Source organism: Nitrosomonas sp. (genome assembly GCF_019635155.1).
In the GTDB taxonomy this organism is placed as follows: Bacteria; Pseudomonadota; Gammaproteobacteria; order Burkholderiales; family Nitrosomonadaceae; genus Nitrosomonas.
In genome coordinates this window covers 55,982-74,776 of sequence record NZ_JAHBZY010000005.1, presented here as the reverse complement: position 1 = coordinate 74,776, position 18,795 = coordinate 55,982, and the positions used below count along the sequence as shown (strand labels likewise).

Here is an 18,795-nt window from a genome sequence, read left to right as displayed (position 1 = left end):
TTATTAAATAATTATACATTATAAATATTATGACGGCCTACGGAAAAACTTTCATGATCGCGTGGACAAGCTTGCTGCTCCTAAGCGGCGGCATTACCAATTCATGGGCAACCCATATCTCGCAACCTATTCTTATCAGTCCTAAAACACAATATACCATCGGCGAATCTGTCATTCTTCACGGCTGGGTCAACTATAACGATCAAGCAACCGCCGATGTACTGCTGAATTTCAAAGTAACCCGGCCAGATGGCTCCACCTTGGCGGATCAATCCTACCCCAGTAACTCGGAAGGTCAATTTGAATTTAAGTTTGAAACCGGAAACGAAACACCCGGCAGCTATCAAATCACCATCACGTCTCATTGCCTGGAAATTCACCGCTATGCGTGTACCTATAAAAACCAATCATTGACCATTCAGCTTAAGAATCCGTAACAATTTTTGCACGAAGCGAATATATAACTGCCCGAGCGGTTATCTCAAACGCAGCAAAACCCTACTTCACTTTCTAACAAATTATTACTATTTACGGTGCAATTTCATTCATGAGCATCCCGCATTCATCTATCACCAGAAATTGTCTGAACCATTTATTCGCCATTCTCGCTATTGCAATACTCAGTGCTTGCAATACGCGGGACGATCAACTATCGGAGAGGGAAGCGATGATCCGGGATCGGGAATCGGAGCTGGTTAATCTATTTTCGGAGCTGGTTGAAACCAGAAAATTCTTGGAAAAGAGTCAGTCTGATAAATTAGCAAGCACAAAAGAAGATACAATTTCAACCAATATCAACCACTGTTCCTGTGATAACAACAATACCACTCAGTCACAGCCGGATTCTCCTGGAAAAATGGATGGAAAAACTCTGATCGGCGGTATTGAAAATGTGTATCTCGACCCGCCCGGTTTGGAATTTAGCGCCAGAATTGACACCGGTGCGCGAACTTCATCGTTGAATGCAATCGATATTGTTGAGTTCGAGAGAGATGGGAAACCGTTTGTGAATTTTAAGCTGACACATCCTGAAACCGGTGAAATACTGGAGCTTACCCGACGCTTGCGCCGTCATGTCCGCATTAAGGAACGCGGCGACAGGGAAGCGCAACGGCGCCCCGTGGTCAGAATGCGGGTTATTCTTGCTGATATCAATGAACAAATTGACTTTACTTTGGAAAATCGCAGTAAATTCAAATATCAAGTCTTAATCGGCAGGAATTTTCTCAATGACTTGGCGATTGTGGATGTTAGTAAAGATTTTACTGCCGTCAAAACTGAAACTCTCGAAACCGGTGATGTGAAATAATGCACACGAAATTAAGATTATATTTTATCGTCATACTCCTTATCGGTCTGGGAATCGGTTTGATTCTCTATAAGCACTTCGTGTTGGGGTTTCCATTATCGCCGGATGACAAAAAACCGGTCTGGACCATCGAAGCCAAAATCGATTTCATTGCGCGCGGTGATCCGATTATCGTTTCGTTCGCCCTGCCACCCAAAACTTCGGATATTGCGATTATTGAAGAAGATTTCGCGTCCCCTGATTACGGATTCAGTGAATTAGTTTCCCCCACCGGCCGCCGTGCGCAATGGAGCAAAAGAACGGCTTCCGGTTCACAAACAGCTTATTACCGGCTCAGTATGTACGAGACCGACTCCATCACCGAAGAAGGCACTGCGGATCTTCCACCCGAACCGGAAAAACCGGAGTTTGATGAAGTACTTAAAACAGCAGCGACCACGCTTCTGGATCAAGTCCGCAGCCGATCGGCCAACACTGAAACTTTCACTCGCGAGCTTATTACCACCCTCAATTCCAACGCGCCCGGCCAGAATCAAAGCTTGCTGCTTAATGACCAATCCTCCGAAGAATACAAAACACACCTCATTATCAATTTACTGGCGCTTGAAGGTATCAGCGCGCACATTGTTCGCGGACTCTATTTGCAAGATGGACGCCGCAGACAAGTACTGGTCAATTTTATCGAGGTATACATCGGTGGACAGTGGTTGCTCTTCAATCAAGACTCCGGCGAAATCGGCAAACCGAAAAATTTTCTGATATGGCAACGTGGCGACCAATCATTACTCGATGTCGTCGGCGGTAAAAATTCGCAAATATCTTTTTCAATTATCAAAAATGTTCATTCAACCCGTAACCTAGTGGTTCGCGATAGCATGAACAAGCAGGCCGGCATCATCGATTTTTCAATTTATAGTTTACCGATCGAACAGCAAAATGCATTCAAAATGATTTTACTGTTACCAATCGGCGCTTTAATCGTTGTTATCATGCGCCTATTAGTCGGCATCCGCACTTCCGGCACTTTTATGCCGATACTGATCGCACTTGCCTTAATACAAACTACTTTGCTGACCGGGATTCTTATCTTTCTGACCGTGGTTGGCATCGGGCTTCTGATTCGTTCCTACTTATCGCGTTTAAATCTGTTATTTGTCGCGCGTATCTCGGCGGTCATCATCGTCGTTATTGCGATTATGGCGAGCATCAGCATACTCAGCAATAAACTCGGGCTCGACCAGGCCATGACCGTTACTTTCTTCCCGATGATCATTCTGTCATGGACCATCGAACGGATGTCCGTGTTATGGGAAGAAGATGGACCTCGCGAAGTATTTATCCAAGGTGGCGGCAGTTTGTTAACCGCGGTGATAGCTTATCTATTCATGACAAATCGGACGATCGAGTATTTAACGTTCAATTTTCCTGAATTGATGCTGGTGAATCTGGCGCTTATCTTAATTCTCGGACAATATACCGGGTACCGATTATCTGAACTATATCGTTTTCACGCACTGGAGCGGCGTCATGCTTCTAGCCAGCGCTAAGAAACTTAGGAGCTTCGGCATCATCGGTATGAATCAGAGAAATTTTGGTCTGATTTCTCGGTATAACCCGCGCCATCTATATCCATTGGTCGACGACAAGTTAAAAACCAAATTACTGGCGCAACAAGCTGGGATCACAGTACCGAAATTACTTGGCACCGTGCAATATCAGCATGATGTCAGGCTTCTGAAAGATATATTGGATCCTCATGCCCAGTTCGTCATTAAGCCGGTAAAAGGCAGCGGCGGCAAAGGCATCCTGGTTATTACCGAGCATGAACACAATCTCTACTTCAAGCCAAGCGGCGATGCATTACAATTGCATGACATCGAACGGCATGTTTCGAATATTCTGAGCGGCTTGCATAGTCTCGGCGGAAAGCCCGATATGGTGATGATCGAATCGCTGATTCAGTTGGATCCGGTTTTCGCTGATTATAGTTATGAAGGCATTCCTGACTTGCGCATTATCGTTTTTCGCGGTTATCCAATCATGGCAATGCTGCGGCTCACCACGCACGCTTCCGATGGCAAAGCCAATCTGCACCAGGGTGCCGTGGGTGTCGGAATTGATATGGGAACCGGTAGCGCATTACATGCCGTGCAACACGGCGAACCGGTATTATTCCATCCGGATACGCGCAAGACCTTCTCGGAATTAATGGTTCCCCATTGGGACAAATTGCTGCAACTGGCGGCAGCTTGCTATGAAATGACCGGCCTTGGATATCTGGGAGCCGACATTGTATTGGATCGTGATCATGGTCCGATGATTATTGAACTGAATGCGCGGCCGGGGCTTTCCATTCAAGTCGCCAATGCCGCAGGGCTGGCGCCGCGTATCGCTGTTATCGAATCCATTCAGGAAATTGATCCGGATCCCGGATCACGCGCCGATTTCAGCAAGCAGCAATTTGCAATTGATCCGGCGATTGCACCACCTCGCGAATTGCGAACCCGTCGTAATGATCACAGCTGGTAATTGTCCGTGCTCGCCGGAATCGTTTTCTATGGATGCTTAATCCCCGTTATTGACTACCACTTTGTTCCGTCCGCGCTGCTTGGCATGAAAAAGCGCTTTCTCAGCCGCTTCGCTCAGTTTCGCGGCATCCGGGAAGTGTTCGAGATCCGCAATCCCGCAACTAAAGCTGACCGAAAATTCCTCCTCCTGGCTTAAGTGCAGTAGCCGTGAAAAAACATGCCGGATTTCATCGATAACTTTGGCAGCCGATGTTGCATCCGTATCATTCATGATCACAGCGAATTCTTCACCACCATAGCGCCCCACGATATCCGTACCACGCAACCGCTGCTTCAACAACCTCGCCAAACTTTTAACGACGCGATCACCTGCGGCGTGCCCGTGCAAATCATTGACCTTTTTTATGAAGTCAATATCCACCATGGCAAACGAGAGTGGCGTATTCAGTCGATCGGAGCGCACCACTTCGCGTACCAATTCTTCTTTGATCGCCGCATGATTCAGTAAGCCTGTCAAACCATCATGCACCATCAGTGCGCGCAAAGACCTCGCGCGCATGACCCGCAATGTAACCGCTGAAATCAACTGCCGGGAGAAAACAGGCTTAACGAGAAAATCATCGCCCCCTAAACTCATTGCTTCACGTTGCGTATTGAAATCATTTTCAGACGATAAATATACGATAGGAATTGCAATAAAGCCTTCCATTTGCCGGATCACTTTTGCCAGTTCAATACCGTTGCAACCGGGCATATAGAGATCCATCAGAATCAAATCCGGATTGAAGCCATTCAATGTTTCAAGTAGCTGCGACGGTCCCGTAACAGCTTTTACAGTCATGCCGGCCCGCTCCAGTACCGCGGCGTTATAGGCCAGAATAGTCGGATTATCGTCAACCAGCAGAATGCGGAAAGAATCCTGGATTTGCGAGGCTGTTATTAGATCAAGCTGGCCGATTAACTCGACCGGATTAAACGGTTTGGTAAAATAGGCCAAGCCGCCCGCCCGTACTGCACCTAGCCGGTAATCCAAACCGTCGTGAACCGAAATGAAAATGACCTGGGCCGGTTGCGTCAATTCCCGCTGCACTTCTTCCATGACACGAATTCCCGCCATTTCATCGTCCGGAAATTCTATTTCCATCAGTACGATGGCATTGGGTATCTGTAAAATCGCTGCGCGAAATTTATCCAACTGATTAAAAACTTCCACTTCATAGCCATAATACCGCAACTGCAATGCCAATTCCTCTGCGGCTTCAGCATCGGCATTTACAACAAAAATCAAATCCGAAGGCTGTGGAATCGTAAAGAAAGCTTCTTTATTAGCAATCGTTTGCCGGATAAAAATTGGATTGGATTCTTTATCTTCCGAAATTTTCTTCAACTCCAGGATTTGCTGTGAAATCCGGTTAGCTTGAAACGCATCGGCAGAAACTTGCTGCAACAACAAGTTCTTAAAAATCTGTTCCAGCACTCTGGCCTCGATGCTCAATTCCGAAAAACCGAATGTTTTGCTACTGCCTGCCAGATTATTGACGGCGCGATGAATTTCCTGAAGCATGCCCGACTCCCATTCGCCCAACAGTTTGCTCCACAATCCTTCGATTTCATTAATTTTGTCCGGTAGCTCTTCGATAAACGTAGTAGCCAGCAAACATAATCTTTCCTGAAATTCATCGTGTAATTTATTTTCCATAGTCATGCACCCAAAAATATCCGACCTTAACAACATATTTGAAATCAAATGGTTCCTCGATAACAACAGCGATACCGAATCTCATCAAAACTCTCATTTGCCTGGTTGCACTTTAAAAGTGACTAATATAGCATTTTTATCAATGAGTTGTAATATATATCCACACTACCTAAGATATTTTATTACTTTAGCGGGTTACTGCTTTCGCATTACCATTCAGCTTCCCATAATTTTCAGCTCAGTTATCTTGTCCGCTGAATGAACGCCCTCTCTTTGCAATCTAAATTACTCCGTCATCAGTGCTTATAACCCCGAAATAGGTGACGATTATCGGGTTATCCCGGTTTGCTCCTTCCCGACTTTCCGCCCATTGTATGTAAAGATTCAAAATTCAAATGTTCGAACTAGCACCGAAAAACCTGCTAGTTATCATTTTTATTGCCTTGTTTCTGCTACCATATTCCTCAGCTTTGACAGATAACAAAAGTAACCTATGCTTATCCAACTATTAAAATAAATTTCTATTCCATTAAACTCCGGTCATAGAATCCTATGAAATAACTGAGCAAGAACTGCTACCGGCGACAGCCAAGAATCAGTCGATCAATATCATGCGTTTTTTATTCACTTTGCATCTGTTATGCACTCCAACATAATTTTCAAACTCGTTATAGCTATTCTTATCGCATTTTCACTTTTATTTGCTATTGGAACGATTCTGACTTCACCGGCGCCCACTACGGTTTCCGCGCTTTCCGCTGATTTTCCTGTTGAGTCCGTGCAAATCCCAAGCCGGGATAATGTCATTGTTCATGGCTGGCTCGTTCCAGGAATACCCGGTGAAGGCGCTGTGCTTCTGGCGCATTCGATGCGAAGCAACCGGGTAGAGATGTTAAGCCGGGCTCGTTTTCTTAGAGACAAGGGATATAGTGTTTTACTCATTGATCTGCAAGGACACGGTGAAACCGTCGGCGATAAAATTACTTTCGGCTTGAAAGAAGCCGAAAATATTGAAGCATCGGTCGATTTTCTGAGGAAGAGTTTCCCGAATGAGCGAATCGGTGCAATCGGTACGTCGCTGGGAGCCGCTGCAATTGTACTTGCCAAGCAAAATCTAAAATTGAATGCAGTGATTCTGGAATCGCTCCACCCGACCCTTGAAGAAGCGGTCGATAATCGCTTAAAACTCCATTTTGGAGATTATGGCAGCATATTACTGCCGTTGATGCTCTGGCAACTATCGCTCAATCTGGATATCGCTATCGCAGAATTAAATCCGATCGCCCGAATCGATCGCCTTAACGCACCCGTTCTGTTCATTTCAGGAACACATGATGCCCATACAACCCAATCGGAAACAGAACGCTTATATGCTTCGGCCAGGGCTCCAAAAGAACTGTGGATTGTTCCGGGTGCCAAGCATTTTAATATGCATACCTATGCCGGAAGAGAATATGAACACCGCGTGGACGAATTCTTATCAGAGTATCTTAAACGATCTGAGGATTACTAAAGAAGCGCTGATTAATTCGCCGCACAAGATGAGATGCGAGCCACGGGATATAGCGCGTTTCTGAGCATCACCCAACATAGCAAATCGCTTGCGCAAGCAATTAATCAGCGCTTCCCTACCGGTATTACAAAGTTCGACGCAATCCCGGCAGGATATGCTAAAGTGCGCCTCAATTATTTCTTCAAGCGTTCCAATATCCTGACATGCTCAATTATCAAAATATTTTACTCACTGTCGATTTTTCCGAGCACGACCAGCTCGTCGTCCAAAGAGCAAGCGCTCTAGCCGAACAGTTTCATGCCACCCTGCATATTCTTCATGTATTGGACAACATACCAATGCCCGATACCCCCTATGGAACGGTCGTTCCGTTAACGGAAGATTCAGCCTATGAATTATTGGAACAGGAAAAAAACAAATTAGTGAAAATCAGCAATCAGCTTAATATTGCACCTTCCCGCCGTTGGCTTATCTGGGGTGAGCCACAGCAGGAAATCACGCAGCTGGCAATTCAACAACAAATAGACCTGATTATTGTCGGTTCGCATGGGCGGCATGGATTCGCCGTGTTGATGGGGTCCACGGCTAAGGATGTGTTATATCACGCCGAATGTGATGTGCTGGCGGTCCATATCAAGGAACCGATTTAGAATTCAGCTTTATTAGTTTTTCCAGAATTGCCACCAAGCTTTTCCTCCCACCTCGGGTAATTCCGCAAGAAAAATGCTATCAGGAAAATTGATTCGCATGACGCGTTCCGCATCATCACGCAAATCATACATTTCTAAAGCTTCATACGCTCTGATCATAATATACAGGGCTTCCTCGGTTGCCGGTGTGCGCGGGTACTCTTTAACCGCATTTTGCGCCCGATTGGCAGCCGCGATATAAGCTTTACGCTTCATATAATAACGCGCCACATGAATCTCGCCCATCGCCAGGGCATTCAGTAAATAAGCCATCCGCTGCCTGGCATCCATGGCATATTTACTCTCCGGGAACCGGGTTACCAGTTCCTTGAAAATCTCAAACGATTCATACGATGCCTTGGGATCCCGTTCGCTCATATCCTGCTTTAAGGGCCCCTTCATCAGAAAACTGATCATTCCCCAGCTATCGTTAAAGTTAGCCAATCCTTTGATATAATAAGCATAATCAACGTGCTGATGATTGGGGTGCAGCTTAATAAAACGATCCGCTGCTGCAATTGCAGATGCCGGTTCTTCATTTTTATAATGCGCGTAGGCAATTTCCAGTTGCGCTTGCTGGGCAATCCGGCCATAAGGATAGCGGGACTCCAGCGACTCATAGAGCTTGATTGCCGCTGGATAACTACCATCATTTAATTTATCTTTTGCTTCTGAATAAAATTTATTGGCGGACCAGTCTTCCTGATCTTCCGTGCGGTCCGGTAACAATCCGCAACCTGATAGCCCCATAACCAGAAATAAAGCTAAACTACGTAACATGACAAGTTCCATTAATAGCGATGATCAATCCGGGGATTATAGCGTAAAGCCGGGTTCACTCACACCGAGTGATCCGGATTGTGCGGTGCTTGCATTAATCATTCCAATCGGCTGCGCCGGTTTGCGGCTGGATCAAGCATTAGCAAAATTGTTACCCCATTGGTCTCGCAGCCGTTTGCAAACATGGATTGCCGAAAATCGGGTAACACTGGACGATCAGCCGACCACTGCGAAACATAAGGTTTGGGGAAATGAATGCGTGCGGGTTTTACCACACGATATCACCCACGAAACGGCATTTAGGCCCGAAAATATCGATCTCACCGTGATTTATGAAGACGATGCATTGATAGTCATCGACAAACCGGCCGGATTGGTAACCCACCCAGGAAATGGCAACTGGAACGGTACATTGCTGAACGCATTACTGCACCATGCTCCGCAATTGGAACATGTTCCTAGAGCCGGGATCGTGCACCGCTTGGACAAAAACACCACCGGTTTGCTAGTCATTGCAAAAACCGTGGAAGCACAAACAAGTCTCGTGCGTCAATTACAGCAACGAACTGTAAAGCGTGATTACCTGGCGTTGGCGTTAGGAGAAATTCAGCAAGGGGGTCTTGTCGATGCACCCATTGGACGTCATCCCACGCAGCGCACAAAAATGGCGGTCACTGCAACAGGCAAACCCGCACGGACACATTACCAAGTGATTGAAACTTTCTTTCAATGCACTTTGTTGCAGTGCAGCCTTGAAACAGGCCGCACGCATCAAATCCGGGTACATATGAATACTATTGGTCATGCGTTGATCGGCGATCCGGTCTATGGCGGAAAGCCGATAAGCCCGGAATCAAAAACAGGGCAACTCATATCGAGTTTTCCCCGGCAAGCGTTACATGCACGGAAACTATCGCTGATTCACCCGAAAACCGGGCAAGTTTGCAACTGGGAAGCCCCGGCTCCGGAAGATATCGATGTGTTGCTACAAACCTTGCGGCAACTTAAAAAGAATTAAGCGTGCATACAAAAAAGCGCCCTAAGGCGCATTTTTGTTCCATAATTATCAGGATCGTCAATATCTAGAAAGGTAAAATAGCATCCAGCGAGAAGATGATTTGATCTTTATTACCACCGAATGGACGATAAGCGGAAGCTTGCAATGATTCGTGCAAAGCATCTACGCGATCATAGCGAATATTCGGACGAAGATTAAAATTTCTCATGCCTTTCCAAGGCACATTCAATGTTTTTGCCGCTTTCCAGTTTGCACCGATCGTTACAGCATAATAATCAGCAGGCGTACTGGTGCCAAGTAAGCCAACGTTACTGGCGTAACTGGTTCCAAGATAATTGGTAGCCGCAGTCACCCTGCCCGGCGCGAACACCCGAAAGCCATCGCGATCACGAAACCATTCGGCGCGAACACCCACCGAGACATTAGGCGTCGCATCATAGTAAAAATGCGTGTTTACACCATACCACTGGGCATCTTTGACAACACCGGAATACACATTGTTAAATAACATTACGTTATCCGCAAAACCATGATCGTGTTGCAAGACTAAATGTGTTCTGTCGGTAAATTGGTGTTGCAAGACGATGCTGTACATTCCCCAGAAGCTGCTATTCCGGGTCGATGTCGTGCTACCGGTACCGCTGACATTAAAAGAAGTTTTGTGGTCATCGCTGGTCCAGGTAACACCACCGATACCTCCCCAGTTTTCCATTTGCTTGTCAAAGTTTCCATCCCAACCGCCGGTTCCGCTGCCGCCAATGGTACCAAACATCGCAACGATATTTTTGTTGACATTGTAGTTACCCAGTACACCGGTATGCGTAAATGGTTCGCCATACTGCATGGTATAAGCATGGGTATAGAAGAAGTTATTGGGCGCAGGAACCGTTTCATAACCTATCGGTGTGTAGAAATGCCCCACTTTAACATTCAAGCCATTTCCAATTGGCACATATATCTCTGCAAAAGCCTGAGGAATTGCAATACCGTAAGTACGACTGGAATTACAACAAATTCCCAAATCCCAATTGCCGCGATCCGCCAGCGGTCTACCGTTATTAACATCAAAAGCCGGGTTACCGTAAGCTTGCGTAAAAATAGCATCGGTACCAAACAGGAAATCAGCCCGGAAACCAAAATCCCACCCCTTTCCTTCAGTTTTCACACCCCGTTCCACGAAGAAATTCAACTGATTTAATTGAAACCTGTTTGCTTGATCCGCAAAAGTAACAGGTCCCATAAAGCCATGTGTTTGGCTTGGATTATACGTTGCACCGCCTTGCACCCAGCCGCCGAATTCAATGCCGCTGTTTTTGATTGCTCTAACAAAAGGGTTATTGCTCAATTCGTTACTGCTAATCGCACTGTTCGCATAAACACCAGACGAATTCATACCGAGCAACAACAATCCTCCAGCCACGGTATTGATCATCTGGTCCTTATATTTTGTTTTATATTCCATTCTCCCCCCCTCTGAAATATTGTTAAAAAAGATACAGATAAGTTAATGACAAAGACCCTGATAACTCCATGGTAAGAACTCTATCATTGAATTATATTAAGGGTCAACGCAAATACGCGAAACAAATGAATTGGTTGATATAAATTACAACACGCCCGCGGCGCGATTCACGTAATCATAACAATACGCTTTTCTCAAATATTATGTTACCAGGGAACCTTTCATATAATCCGCAACACGCAATGTTAATTTCATTTCAAAACATTAAAGTTTTGGCGAATCGACTCCGTAAAAAATCAGACCGGTACTTATCAAAAAATGAGAAAGCATACTGAATAGATAGAAGAATCAATATCAAGTCATCCAATTTGTTAATAATCAATAATAATCAACTATGAACATGACACCGATACAAACATCCGATTTGACTGTAGGACAACCGTTACCATGGGATTTATTTGATCAATCCCAGAAACCGATACAAAAACGCGGATATATCTTCAAAACAGCGGATGAACTCAGAGAATTGGAGGAACTGTCAGTCTTTCGTATGCAATCGCCCGCCCTTCAGCAAACCGAAGCTGACAAGAAAATACCGGATCAGATCGGTTTTGAAGATATGCAAATTAAAGTGGGACAAAAAATGTACATCACTCTAGCGGCTTATTCAAAATTAAGAAAATCATGCGATCTCTCTCAGAATTCTTATACGGTATCTATGATCGGCTACGTACCGAATAACACTCTAATCGTCACCATGCCGGTATCCGATCAGATCATCGGAGAGCCTTTGATCGAAGGGGATCAGTTGAATATTCGTTTAGTAACCGGTCAGTACGCTTACAAATTTACAGCTTTTGTGGATAAAGTAATCAAAGCTCCTTTCAAATACCTACATCTATCGTTCCCCAAAGTCGTTCAGGGTCAAAACATCCGGAAATCCCGAAGAATTAAATGCAATATTGAAGCAACGGTAGCCGAAAAGGCAATCCCGATAGCCATTACCGATCTGAGTATCTGCGGAGCCGGGGTCAGTTCGAAGCTGCCTTTGGGAACGCTCGGCTCAACCGTTACCTTATCCTTTAATATCAATATCCTCAGCAGAGAACTGCATCTATCGATCAAAGCGGTTATTCGGTCCGCCAAACAAATAAACAAAAACAATCAGAAAGTCATTTGCACCGGCCTTGAATTCTCCGACATAAAGCCGGATCAGGTATTTACCTTGCATCATATGATTTACCACGAAATTGTCGAACACCCTGAGAATGTTATTTAGCGGATGGTGAGAAATTCACCATCCATCACCTTTACCAAAACCCCCAATTTCCGGTAACCACAATCCAGATCCCCAATATCCCGTTGGTAACGGCATGAGCCAGTATTGGCGACCATAACGTCCCGCTGCGCATATACAACAAACTATAGACGATCCCGGCGAACAGACCGGCGAACCATAAACTGTGCGCGACCGCAAACAATATCGCTGCGATGGCCAATGCCTTGAGACCTACTTGAGCGGGATCCACACTCAGAAAATTCGGATGTTGAATCCACCGCATCAAAAATGATCGCCAAAAAAGTTCTTCCATTACCGGAACCACTAAAGCCGCACCAGCTATCCGCACAGCAACGAAAACCCAATCGATTTCGTCATCATTGCGTGGATCAAAGCCCACCGCTTCCCCCATGACCATCCAATCCGCCGTCATATTAATCCAAGCAACAAACACCACGATGCCGGCAATAACCGCAATACCCCAAGTGCGGAAACCGGCAGCACCAGGCCAACGTAATTCGCTATAAGCACTACGCATGCCCCAGAGCAATCCCGCCACAACAATTATTTTCGCCGCATAGAGCCAGCGTATATCGTTTGCTTCCCAGCCAAACTTCAACAACACATCTTCCAGGATCATGAAAAAAACATACGCAGCAAAAGGTGCTATCCGATAAAGATTCGTCCGATCAACCATTCTTCATTTCCTTCTGAAATTTTTCTTGTTGTTACGCGATTGAAAACAGCCGGCGAGTATTGAGCCCACCTCTGTCATCGTCACAAGTGTATAAGAAACCAGACAAACATTTAATGAGTAATAACCGGATTTATAGGGCCTTGATTGCGGTTTAGATAAATAACATCGCAATACTCAGGGAATCAGTGGTAGCTCCCTTTGACGGCACGTCTCGGTGGTAGGAGTGGAGGAAGCCGCACACAATCCGCTGACTTTAACTCCTAGTAAACGGATCTTTTTATCTAATGACACTCGCCGTAAGCACTCTCCCGCAGTGCGGCGGATTCGGATTGGATCGGCGGTATGTACGACCAGGGAAAGATCGCGCGTAACTGTCTGAAAATTATCAAAACGCAATTTAATGCTGATCGTGCGTCCGGCATAACCTTTGCGCCGTAAATCATCGGCCACTTGCTCGCACAGCGCGGTAAATGCAATCGATAATTCTTGCCGGTCCCGGCGCGCATCCAGATCGCGTTCAAATGTCGTTTCCCGGCTCATCGACTTAGGCTCCGCATCAACGATTACCGGACGATGGTCAACACCGCGGGATACTTCGTACAACCAAATCGAATAACTGCGCCCGAAATGCCGGTACAACACGCTTAGTTCGGTCTGCGCCAATTCGGCGATCGTAGTAATACCCAGCGATGCCAGTTTGCTTGCGGCTTTCGGACCGATGCCATTGATTTTCCGCACCGGCAACGGCCAAATACGCTGCGGAATATCAGATAAGCCAAGGATCGTCAGTCCATCCGGTTTCTCCAGATCGGAGCAGATTTTCGCCAATAATTTATTCGGTGCGATACCGATCGAACATGAAAGCCCGGTTGCATCTTTGACCGCTTGTTTAAGCCGGATAGCCAGTACAGACGTATCGTCCGGCAGGTCGCTGAGATCCAAATAGATTTCATCGATGCCGGAATCCTCAATCCTCGTAACGATGCTGGCAACCGCGGCTTTGAATAACCGTGAATAATGCCGGTAAGCAGCAAAATCGACCGGCAACAAAACCGCATCCGGCGCCAGTTTCGCCGCTTTCATCACACCCATCGCGGAATGCACGCCCAATGCCCGCGCTTCATAGGTCGCGGTGGTAATGACACCACGTCCGGCATAATCGCGCAAACGAAAAAAATGTCGTTGACCATCCGCTTGAATCACCGGTTGATGTTCATCCCGCCCGGCGATCACCACCGGCAATCCGCGCAATTCGGGGTAACGCAACAACTCGACCGATGCATAAAACGCATCCATGTCCAGATGCGCGATCCGGCGCGATTGGAGATTCACTGGATCCACTGATGAAGTGGTCAACGCGATATTCATGCGGACTATGGTAAATTACACGGCGAACAAACCGCATTGTATATGAATACCCCAACCGCCCACTTGAAAACATCGCCCTGCCCGTGCGGCAGCACCAAGCATTATGAAAACTGCTGCAGCCGTTATCTGGATCAGAACGAGACAGCCTCTACCGCAGAAAACCTAATGCGCTCACGCTACACCGCATATACCTTGAAACGTGAAGACTATCTACTTGCGACCTGGCACCCGGAGTCGCGCCCGGCATCGCTGGAATTAACCGGACAGCCGGCGCAACAGTGGTTAGGACTGACCGTCAAACGCCACGAGCAAACTGCTGCGGATCAAGCCATCGTGGAGTTCATTGCACGTTACAAAATCAATGGTCGCGCGCACCGCTTACACGAAATCAGTCGCTTTGTGCGTGAATATGAATTATGGCTATATGTAGATGGCGAGATTCTGCATAAATAAAATCCTAACTCACAACGCCTCGTAGCGAATCGCCACCACTTCCAATTCTTCCAACCCACCCGGTGTTTGCAGCATCACCATGTCGCCCTCGCGCGCTTTGAGTAATGCTTTGGCCAACGGCGAAATCCAACTGATGCGGCCTCGGCTTGGTTCGGCTTCGTCCATGCCAACGATGCTGTAAGTATGTTCTTCGTTTTGATCATTGCAAACGGTTACAGTAGCACCGAAAAATACTTGATCGCAGTCGCCGCGTTGCGCCGGATCGACCACCTCGGCATTATCCAGGCGTTTGGATAAAAAGCGTAAGCGCCGGTCGATTTCACGCAGGCGGCGTTTACCGTAGATATAATCGCCGTTTTCCGAGCGGTCGCCGTTCGATGCCGCCCAGGTAATGGTTTTAACCAGCTCCGGACGTTCCATCTTCCATAAGTGATCGAATTCATCCTTCAACCGCCGGTAACCACCCGGCGTAATATAGTTCTTCACGCCCTGCGGTAATTGCGGCGTGCCGTCCGGATCTTCGTCGTCTTCGCTTTCTTTGGTGAATGCCTTGCTCATAATCACATGTCAGAAAAATTAATCAATCGACTACGATAGCGGTCTTCGATCATCAATTCAAGACAGCACCTATTTGCAAGACTGTAAGAAACCTTGCGAACCGCGTAATATCTAACGCTTATTTGTTCAGGAGGCCATTATCATGACTATCAACCGGCGCCATTTTCTGAGCATGACAGGTGCAACGGCCTTAGCAGCCGTATGCTCACCATACGCATTAGCGACTTCTGCGCAAATAAATCAGCCGCCGCAGAAAGTATCTGCCAAGATGGAAACCATCCAGAGTCTTGCTCGCCAAAAAGAGCATTTCCTCGGTTACCCGATCAATATGAATACGCTACCGAAAGAATTCTTCGCTTGGCGCAACGAACTCGCCACCGCGGGATTTAACCAATTCGCCTTTAATAATGTCGGCAATCCCTACGAGCACAGCCATATCCCTTTTAACAGCCATTCGTTCGAGCGCGAATTGATCGATCGTTTCGGCGCACTCTACGGCTTTCCCGACGGCAACACGTGGGGTTTTCTCAGCAACAGCGGTACCGATAGCAACATGCACGGACTGTATATGGGACGAACGATTCTGCATAGCCGCACCGGTGTGCCGCCAAAAATTTATTTCACCAAGGAAGCGCATTATTCGATACAAATTTTGCGCGATGTCTTGCAACTCGAATCAGTGATCGTCGATACCAAGCCGGACGGTGCTATGGATACCGATGATCTGGAGCGGCAATTGAACATCCATCGCGACCGCCCCGCGTTGGTGGTCGCCACCATCGGCACCACCTTCAAAGGTGCGATCGACCCAATCGACACAATCCAGGAAAGGTTAAAAAACCGCAATGCATATCTGCATCTCGATGCCGCACTTTTTGGCGGTTTCTTGCCGCACACGCCGTTTGCCGCCGAGCTCATGCAGCAAACAGTGAATCCGCTGACTGGCAACACATCGGAGCGTTACGACTCTATCGCTGTTTCGTGTCATAAATTCTTTGGTTTTCCATCCCCTGCAGGACTATTCATTACTACGCGGAAAAACTTTACATCGTTCCTGACGCCATTCAGCAAAATCCACGACCCGGAATATATCCAGCAAGTACCCGGCACGATCACCTGTTCGCGCGATGCTGTCAAACCGGCTGAATTTTATTTTTTCAGCTCGGAAAAAGCGTTGGCACAGCAAGCCGCGGACGCTAAAGACATACTGGATAACACCGCCTACTTGCTGAAAGAGATGAACAATCACTACAGCCACTTGCGCCCTGTACGCATCAACGACCACTCAAACATTGTTTATTTCATCGCGCCGGACAAAACGGTAATCGATCGCTATTCACTCGCCACGATGCGGCTCAGTCTCGATGGAAAGCTGACACCCTGCGCACATGTCGTGATCATGCCGCATGTGACCAAAGAAATTCTCGACCGGTTTCTTGCCGATCTGCGGATTGCCTGAACACTTTGTTAATGCGGTACTGTGCGGGAAAACACATTGATCACTGCCACACCCGCCACGATCATCATCAAACCGATGATCGCGGGCGTATCCAGCGATTGCTCGAGAAAAAGCCAGCCGCTCAGCGCGATCAGTACAATGCCAACACCGGACCAAATCGCATAAGCCACTCCGACCGGAATTGTTTTCAACGTCAGCGACAATAAATAAAACGCCAGCAGATAACCGGCCACGACGATCAATGATGGCCAGAACCGGGTGAAACCTTCAGTCGCTTTGAGAAACGATGTCGCGATCACCTCGCTGACGATGGCGACGGCCAGAAAAATCCATGACTGCATTGGTTGACTCCTTGGTTAATCACGCAACGCTATTGCTAAAGCGCATCGCTAACTTGATTGAACGGTTTGTTCTGAAAGAAATTACCGATGTTACCAGCCAGTTGATCGAGTAAACGCTGGCGCGACTCGCGGCTGGCCCAAGCGATATGCGGCGTGATGATCAAATTGGGTGGTTGGTGCCGCAACAGCGGTTGGTCATAACTCGGCGGTTCGCCCTGGACAACATCGGTCGCGGCACCGGCAATGCGGCCGCTGGCTAAGAATGCCAGCAAATCGGCTTCATTCACCAGCCCGCCGCGCGCGGTGTTAATCAGATACGCCGATGGTTTCATCAATTCGAACTCGCGGCGGCTGATCAGATGATGCGTGTCCGGCGACAACGGACAATGCAAGCTTATAAAATCCGCCTGCTGCAATACCTCATCAAACGCGATTCTGCCCGGACGCGAAAGCTTGCCTTTGTGCTCGGCGATCAGCACTTGCATGCCGAATGCCTGCGCAACCTGCGCTACCGCATGCCCAAGCTCACCATAACCGATGATGCCGAGCGTTTTCCCGGATAATTCCATGATCGGATAATCGAGCGGACAAAAAAACCGGCTTTGCTGCCAGCCACCGCGTTTGACCAATGCCTGATAGTCGGAAAAATGCCGCGCCATGTTCAGCATCAGCATCAACACATGCTGCACCACCGACGGTGTAGCATAACCGCGCACGTTGCACACCGGTACGTTGTATTCTGCTGCCGCGGCCAGATCGACATTGTTATACCCGGTCGCCGCCACGCAAATCAGCTTCAACTGTTTAGCGTTTGCAATGGCTTCACGCCCGATAAACACTTTGTTGCTAACCACTACTTCGGCTTCGCAAATCCGTTCCAGTACCTCCGTTTCGGTGGAATCGTGATGATACTGCCACGGCGAAATCGTCCGCTCCAGTGCGTTACAATCCATGTCACCGCGAGTGATTGAACCGAAATCAAAAAATATCGCCCGCATCGGTTACCTCCATTGTCATTTGATGTGATAATTGAATTTGTTACCTTACTTGCGTAGCAATTGATCGGTATTTCCAAAGGAGGAATTATGTCTGCTTTGATGATAGCCATGTTTACTCTCATTTCAGCTTCATTTTCGCATAATGCCGCGATCCCGTCGCGCTACACCTGCGACGGCGCGGATCGCTCACCAGCGTTGTCGTGGAACGGATTACCGGAAGGTACGCAGAGTCTGGTGCTGATCGTCGATGATCCGGATGCGCCCGATCCTGCCGCGCCGAAAATGACCTGGGTCCATTGGATACTTTACAATATTCCTCCCAGCGCGAGCGGTCTAGCGGAAGGCATCCAGGAAAAAGATCTTCCAACCGGTACTCTGCAAGGACTCAACGATTGGAAAAAGACCGGCTACGGCGGCCCGTGTCCGCCCATTGGCACGCACCGCTATTTTCACAAACTCTACGCTTTAGATACAATGCTGCCGGATCTGCACCAGCCTACCAAAGCAAAACTCGAACAAGCAATGCACGGCCATATCCTGGCGCAGACGGAATTGGTCGGACATTATCAGCGGCAACGCTGACGAATTTCCGATCGACGCCGATACCAAGTCATTCCGGATCATTCTTTTCATATGCTTGGCAT

19 protein-coding genes are annotated in these 18,795 nt (G+C 47.4%); 11 read left to right on the top strand and 8 right to left on the bottom strand.

What is annotated here, in order from left to right:
* Positions 1 to 53: 53 nt before the first annotated feature.
* The 4 genes from KF839_RS05115 to KF839_RS05100 all read left to right on the top strand — a co-directional run bounded on the left by KF839_RS05115 (position 54) and on the right by KF839_RS05100 (position 3,838).
* Complete coding sequence (locus KF839_RS05115) at positions 54 to 437, top strand: hypothetical protein (RefSeq protein ID WP_292916760.1); 384 nt, start codon at positions 54 to 56, stop codon at positions 435 to 437.
* A gap of 110 nt (positions 438 to 547) precedes the next feature.
* Complete coding sequence (locus tag KF839_RS05110) at positions 548 to 1,309, top strand: ATP-dependent zinc protease family protein (RefSeq protein WP_292916759.1); 762 nt, start codon at positions 548 to 550, stop codon at positions 1,307 to 1,309.
* Positions 1,309 to 2,856: an inactive transglutaminase family protein gene (locus KF839_RS05105; protein ID WP_292916758.1), complete on the top strand. Its 1,548-nt coding sequence runs from the start codon at positions 1,309 to 1,311 to the stop codon at positions 2,854 to 2,856. Before KF839_RS05110 ends, KF839_RS05105 begins: the two co-directional genes overlap by 1 nt.
* Positions 2,837 to 3,838 (top strand): alpha-L-glutamate ligase-like protein, encoded by a 1,002-nt coding sequence (locus tag KF839_RS05100; RefSeq protein ID WP_292916757.1) that lies wholly within the window; start codon positions 2,837 to 2,839, stop codon positions 3,836 to 3,838. The genes KF839_RS05105 and KF839_RS05100 overlap by 20 nt, the downstream gene beginning before the upstream one ends.
* 36 nt (positions 3,839 to 3,874) lie before the next feature.
* Here the strand turns inward: KF839_RS05100 and KF839_RS05095 are convergent, their stop codons facing one another.
* Positions 3,875 to 5,536 (bottom strand): diguanylate cyclase, encoded by a 1,662-nt coding sequence (locus KF839_RS05095; protein WP_292916756.1) that lies wholly within the window; start codon positions 5,534 to 5,536, stop codon positions 3,875 to 3,877.
* A 640-nt stretch (positions 5,537 to 6,176) separates the two neighbouring features.
* Between KF839_RS05095 and KF839_RS05090 the strand changes: the two genes are divergently transcribed.
* Positions 6,177 to 7,049, top strand: a complete 873-nt coding sequence (locus tag KF839_RS05090; RefSeq protein WP_292916755.1) for an alpha/beta hydrolase — start codon at positions 6,177 to 6,179, stop codon at positions 7,047 to 7,049.
* Between the two features lie 203 nt (positions 7,050 to 7,252).
* The gene (locus KF839_RS05085; protein ID WP_292916754.1) at positions 7,253 to 7,699 is read left to right on the top strand and encodes a universal stress protein; all 447 of its coding nucleotides are present in this window, start codon (positions 7,253 to 7,255) and stop codon (positions 7,697 to 7,699) included.
* 12 nt (positions 7,700 to 7,711) lie between these two features.
* Here KF839_RS05085 and KF839_RS05080 read toward each other — a convergent pair whose 3' ends face one another.
* Positions 7,712 to 8,518 carry an outer membrane protein assembly factor BamD gene (locus KF839_RS05080; protein WP_292916753.1) on the bottom strand — a complete coding sequence of 269 codons (807 nt, stop codon included), beginning with the start codon at positions 8,516 to 8,518 and terminating at the stop codon, positions 7,712 to 7,714.
* Between KF839_RS05080 and rluD the strand changes: the two genes are divergently transcribed.
* The gene (rluD, locus tag KF839_RS05075) at positions 8,517 to 9,536 is read left to right on the top strand and encodes a 23S rRNA pseudouridine(1911/1915/1917) synthase RluD (protein ID WP_292916752.1); all 1,020 of its coding nucleotides are present in this window, start codon (positions 8,517 to 8,519) and stop codon (positions 9,534 to 9,536) included. The two genes, KF839_RS05080 and rluD, sit on opposite strands and share 2 nt — an antisense overlap.
* 64 nt (positions 9,537 to 9,600) lie before the next feature.
* On the opposite strand, the gene KF839_RS05070 is transcribed toward rluD, so the two are convergent.
* On the bottom strand, positions 9,601 to 10,998 hold the full coding sequence (locus KF839_RS05070) for a porin (RefSeq protein ID WP_292916751.1): 1,398 nt from the start codon (positions 10,996 to 10,998) through the stop codon (positions 9,601 to 9,603).
* Positions 10,999 to 11,398: 400 nt separating this feature from the next.
* Between KF839_RS05070 and KF839_RS05065 the strand changes: the two genes are divergently transcribed.
* Positions 11,399 to 12,277: a flagellar brake protein gene (locus KF839_RS05065; RefSeq protein WP_292916750.1), complete on the top strand. Its 879-nt coding sequence runs from the start codon at positions 11,399 to 11,401 to the stop codon at positions 12,275 to 12,277.
* 31 nt (positions 12,278 to 12,308) lie between these two features.
* Here the strand turns inward: KF839_RS05065 and KF839_RS05060 are convergent, their stop codons facing one another.
* A complete protein-coding gene (locus KF839_RS05060; RefSeq protein ID WP_292916749.1) occupies positions 12,309 to 12,974 on the bottom strand; it encodes a CAAX prenyl protease-related protein in 666 nt (221 codons plus the stop codon).
* Between the two features lie 174 nt (positions 12,975 to 13,148).
* Entirely contained in the window at positions 13,149 to 14,342 is a 1,194-nt protein-coding gene (locus KF839_RS05055) for a Y-family DNA polymerase (RefSeq protein ID WP_292916748.1), read from the bottom strand.
* A 42-nt stretch (positions 14,343 to 14,384) separates the two neighbouring features.
* Between KF839_RS05055 and KF839_RS05050 the strand changes: the two genes are divergently transcribed.
* A complete protein-coding gene (locus KF839_RS05050) occupies positions 14,385 to 14,795 on the top strand; it encodes a YchJ family protein (protein WP_292916747.1) in 411 nt (136 codons plus the stop codon).
* Between the two features lie 9 nt (positions 14,796 to 14,804).
* Here KF839_RS05050 and greB read toward each other — a convergent pair whose 3' ends face one another.
* Entirely contained in the window at positions 14,805 to 15,353 is a 549-nt protein-coding gene (greB, locus tag KF839_RS05045; RefSeq protein WP_292916746.1) for a transcription elongation factor GreB, read from the bottom strand.
* A gap of 142 nt (positions 15,354 to 15,495) precedes the next feature.
* Between greB and KF839_RS05040 the strand changes: the two genes are divergently transcribed.
* On the top strand, positions 15,496 to 16,812 hold the full coding sequence (locus tag KF839_RS05040) for an aminotransferase class V-fold PLP-dependent enzyme (protein ID WP_292916745.1): 1,317 nt from the start codon (positions 15,496 to 15,498) through the stop codon (positions 16,810 to 16,812).
* An 8-nt stretch (positions 16,813 to 16,820) separates the two neighbouring features.
* Here the strand turns inward: KF839_RS05040 and KF839_RS05035 are convergent, their stop codons facing one another.
* Entirely contained in the window at positions 16,821 to 17,153 is a 333-nt protein-coding gene (locus KF839_RS05035; protein ID WP_292916744.1) for an SMR family transporter, read from the bottom strand.
* Between the two features lie 35 nt (positions 17,154 to 17,188).
* Positions 17,189 to 18,151, bottom strand: a complete 963-nt coding sequence (locus tag KF839_RS05030; protein ID WP_292916743.1) for a 2-hydroxyacid dehydrogenase — start codon at positions 18,149 to 18,151, stop codon at positions 17,189 to 17,191.
* 87 nt (positions 18,152 to 18,238) lie between these two features.
* Between KF839_RS05030 and KF839_RS05025 the strand changes: the two genes are divergently transcribed.
* Positions 18,239 to 18,733, top strand: coding sequence for a YbhB/YbcL family Raf kinase inhibitor-like protein (locus KF839_RS05025; protein WP_292916742.1), 495 nt, complete (start codon positions 18,239 to 18,241; stop codon positions 18,731 to 18,733).
* The last annotated feature ends 62 nt before the right edge of the window (positions 18,734 to 18,795 follow it).

Excerpts from the sequence above, each read along its gene's own strand:
- KF839_RS05115 (WP_292916760.1), top strand. The coding sequence starts at position 54 with ATGATCGCGTGGACAAGCTTGCTGCTCCTAAGCGGCGGCATTACCAAT.
- KF839_RS05110 (WP_292916759.1), top strand. The coding sequence starts at position 548 with ATGAGCATCCCGCATTCATCTATCACCAGAAATTGTCTGAACCATTTA.
- KF839_RS05105 (WP_292916758.1), top strand. The coding sequence starts at position 1,309 with ATGCACACGAAATTAAGATTATATTTTATCGTCATACTCCTTATCGGT.
- KF839_RS05100 (WP_292916757.1), top strand. The coding sequence starts at position 2,837 with ATGCTTCTAGCCAGCGCTAAGAAACTTAGGAGCTTCGGCATCATCGGT.
- KF839_RS05095 (WP_292916756.1), bottom strand. The coding sequence starts at position 5,536 with ATGGAAAATAAATTACACGATGAATTTCAGGAAAGATTATGTTTGCTG.
- KF839_RS05090 (WP_292916755.1), top strand. The coding sequence starts at position 6,177 with ATGCACTCCAACATAATTTTCAAACTCGTTATAGCTATTCTTATCGCA.
- KF839_RS05085 (WP_292916754.1), top strand. The coding sequence starts at position 7,253 with ATGCTCAATTATCAAAATATTTTACTCACTGTCGATTTTTCCGAGCAC.
- rluD (WP_292916752.1), top strand. The coding sequence starts at position 8,517 with ATGACAAGTTCCATTAATAGCGATGATCAATCCGGGGATTATAGCGTA.
- KF839_RS05080 (WP_292916753.1), bottom strand. The coding sequence starts at position 8,518 with ATGTTACGTAGTTTAGCTTTATTTCTGGTTATGGGGCTATCAGGTTGC.
- KF839_RS05070 (WP_292916751.1), bottom strand. The coding sequence starts at position 10,998 with ATGGAATATAAAACAAAATATAAGGACCAGATGATCAATACCGTGGCT.
- KF839_RS05065 (WP_292916750.1), top strand. The coding sequence starts at position 11,399 with ATGACACCGATACAAACATCCGATTTGACTGTAGGACAACCGTTACCA.
- KF839_RS05060 (WP_292916749.1), bottom strand. The coding sequence starts at position 12,974 with ATGGTTGATCGGACGAATCTTTATCGGATAGCACCTTTTGCTGCGTAT.
- KF839_RS05055 (WP_292916748.1), bottom strand. The coding sequence starts at position 14,342 with ATGAATATCGCGTTGACCACTTCATCAGTGGATCCAGTGAATCTCCAA.
- KF839_RS05050 (WP_292916747.1), top strand. The coding sequence starts at position 14,385 with ATGAATACCCCAACCGCCCACTTGAAAACATCGCCCTGCCCGTGCGGC.
- greB (WP_292916746.1), bottom strand. The coding sequence starts at position 15,353 with ATGAGCAAGGCATTCACCAAAGAAAGCGAAGACGACGAAGATCCGGAC.
- KF839_RS05040 (WP_292916745.1), top strand. The coding sequence starts at position 15,496 with ATGACTATCAACCGGCGCCATTTTCTGAGCATGACAGGTGCAACGGCC.
- KF839_RS05035 (WP_292916744.1), bottom strand. The coding sequence starts at position 17,153 with ATGCAGTCATGGATTTTTCTGGCCGTCGCCATCGTCAGCGAGGTGATC.
- KF839_RS05030 (WP_292916743.1), bottom strand. The coding sequence starts at position 18,151 with ATGCGGGCGATATTTTTTGATTTCGGTTCAATCACTCGCGGTGACATG.
- KF839_RS05025 (WP_292916742.1), top strand. The coding sequence starts at position 18,239 with ATGTCTGCTTTGATGATAGCCATGTTTACTCTCATTTCAGCTTCATTT.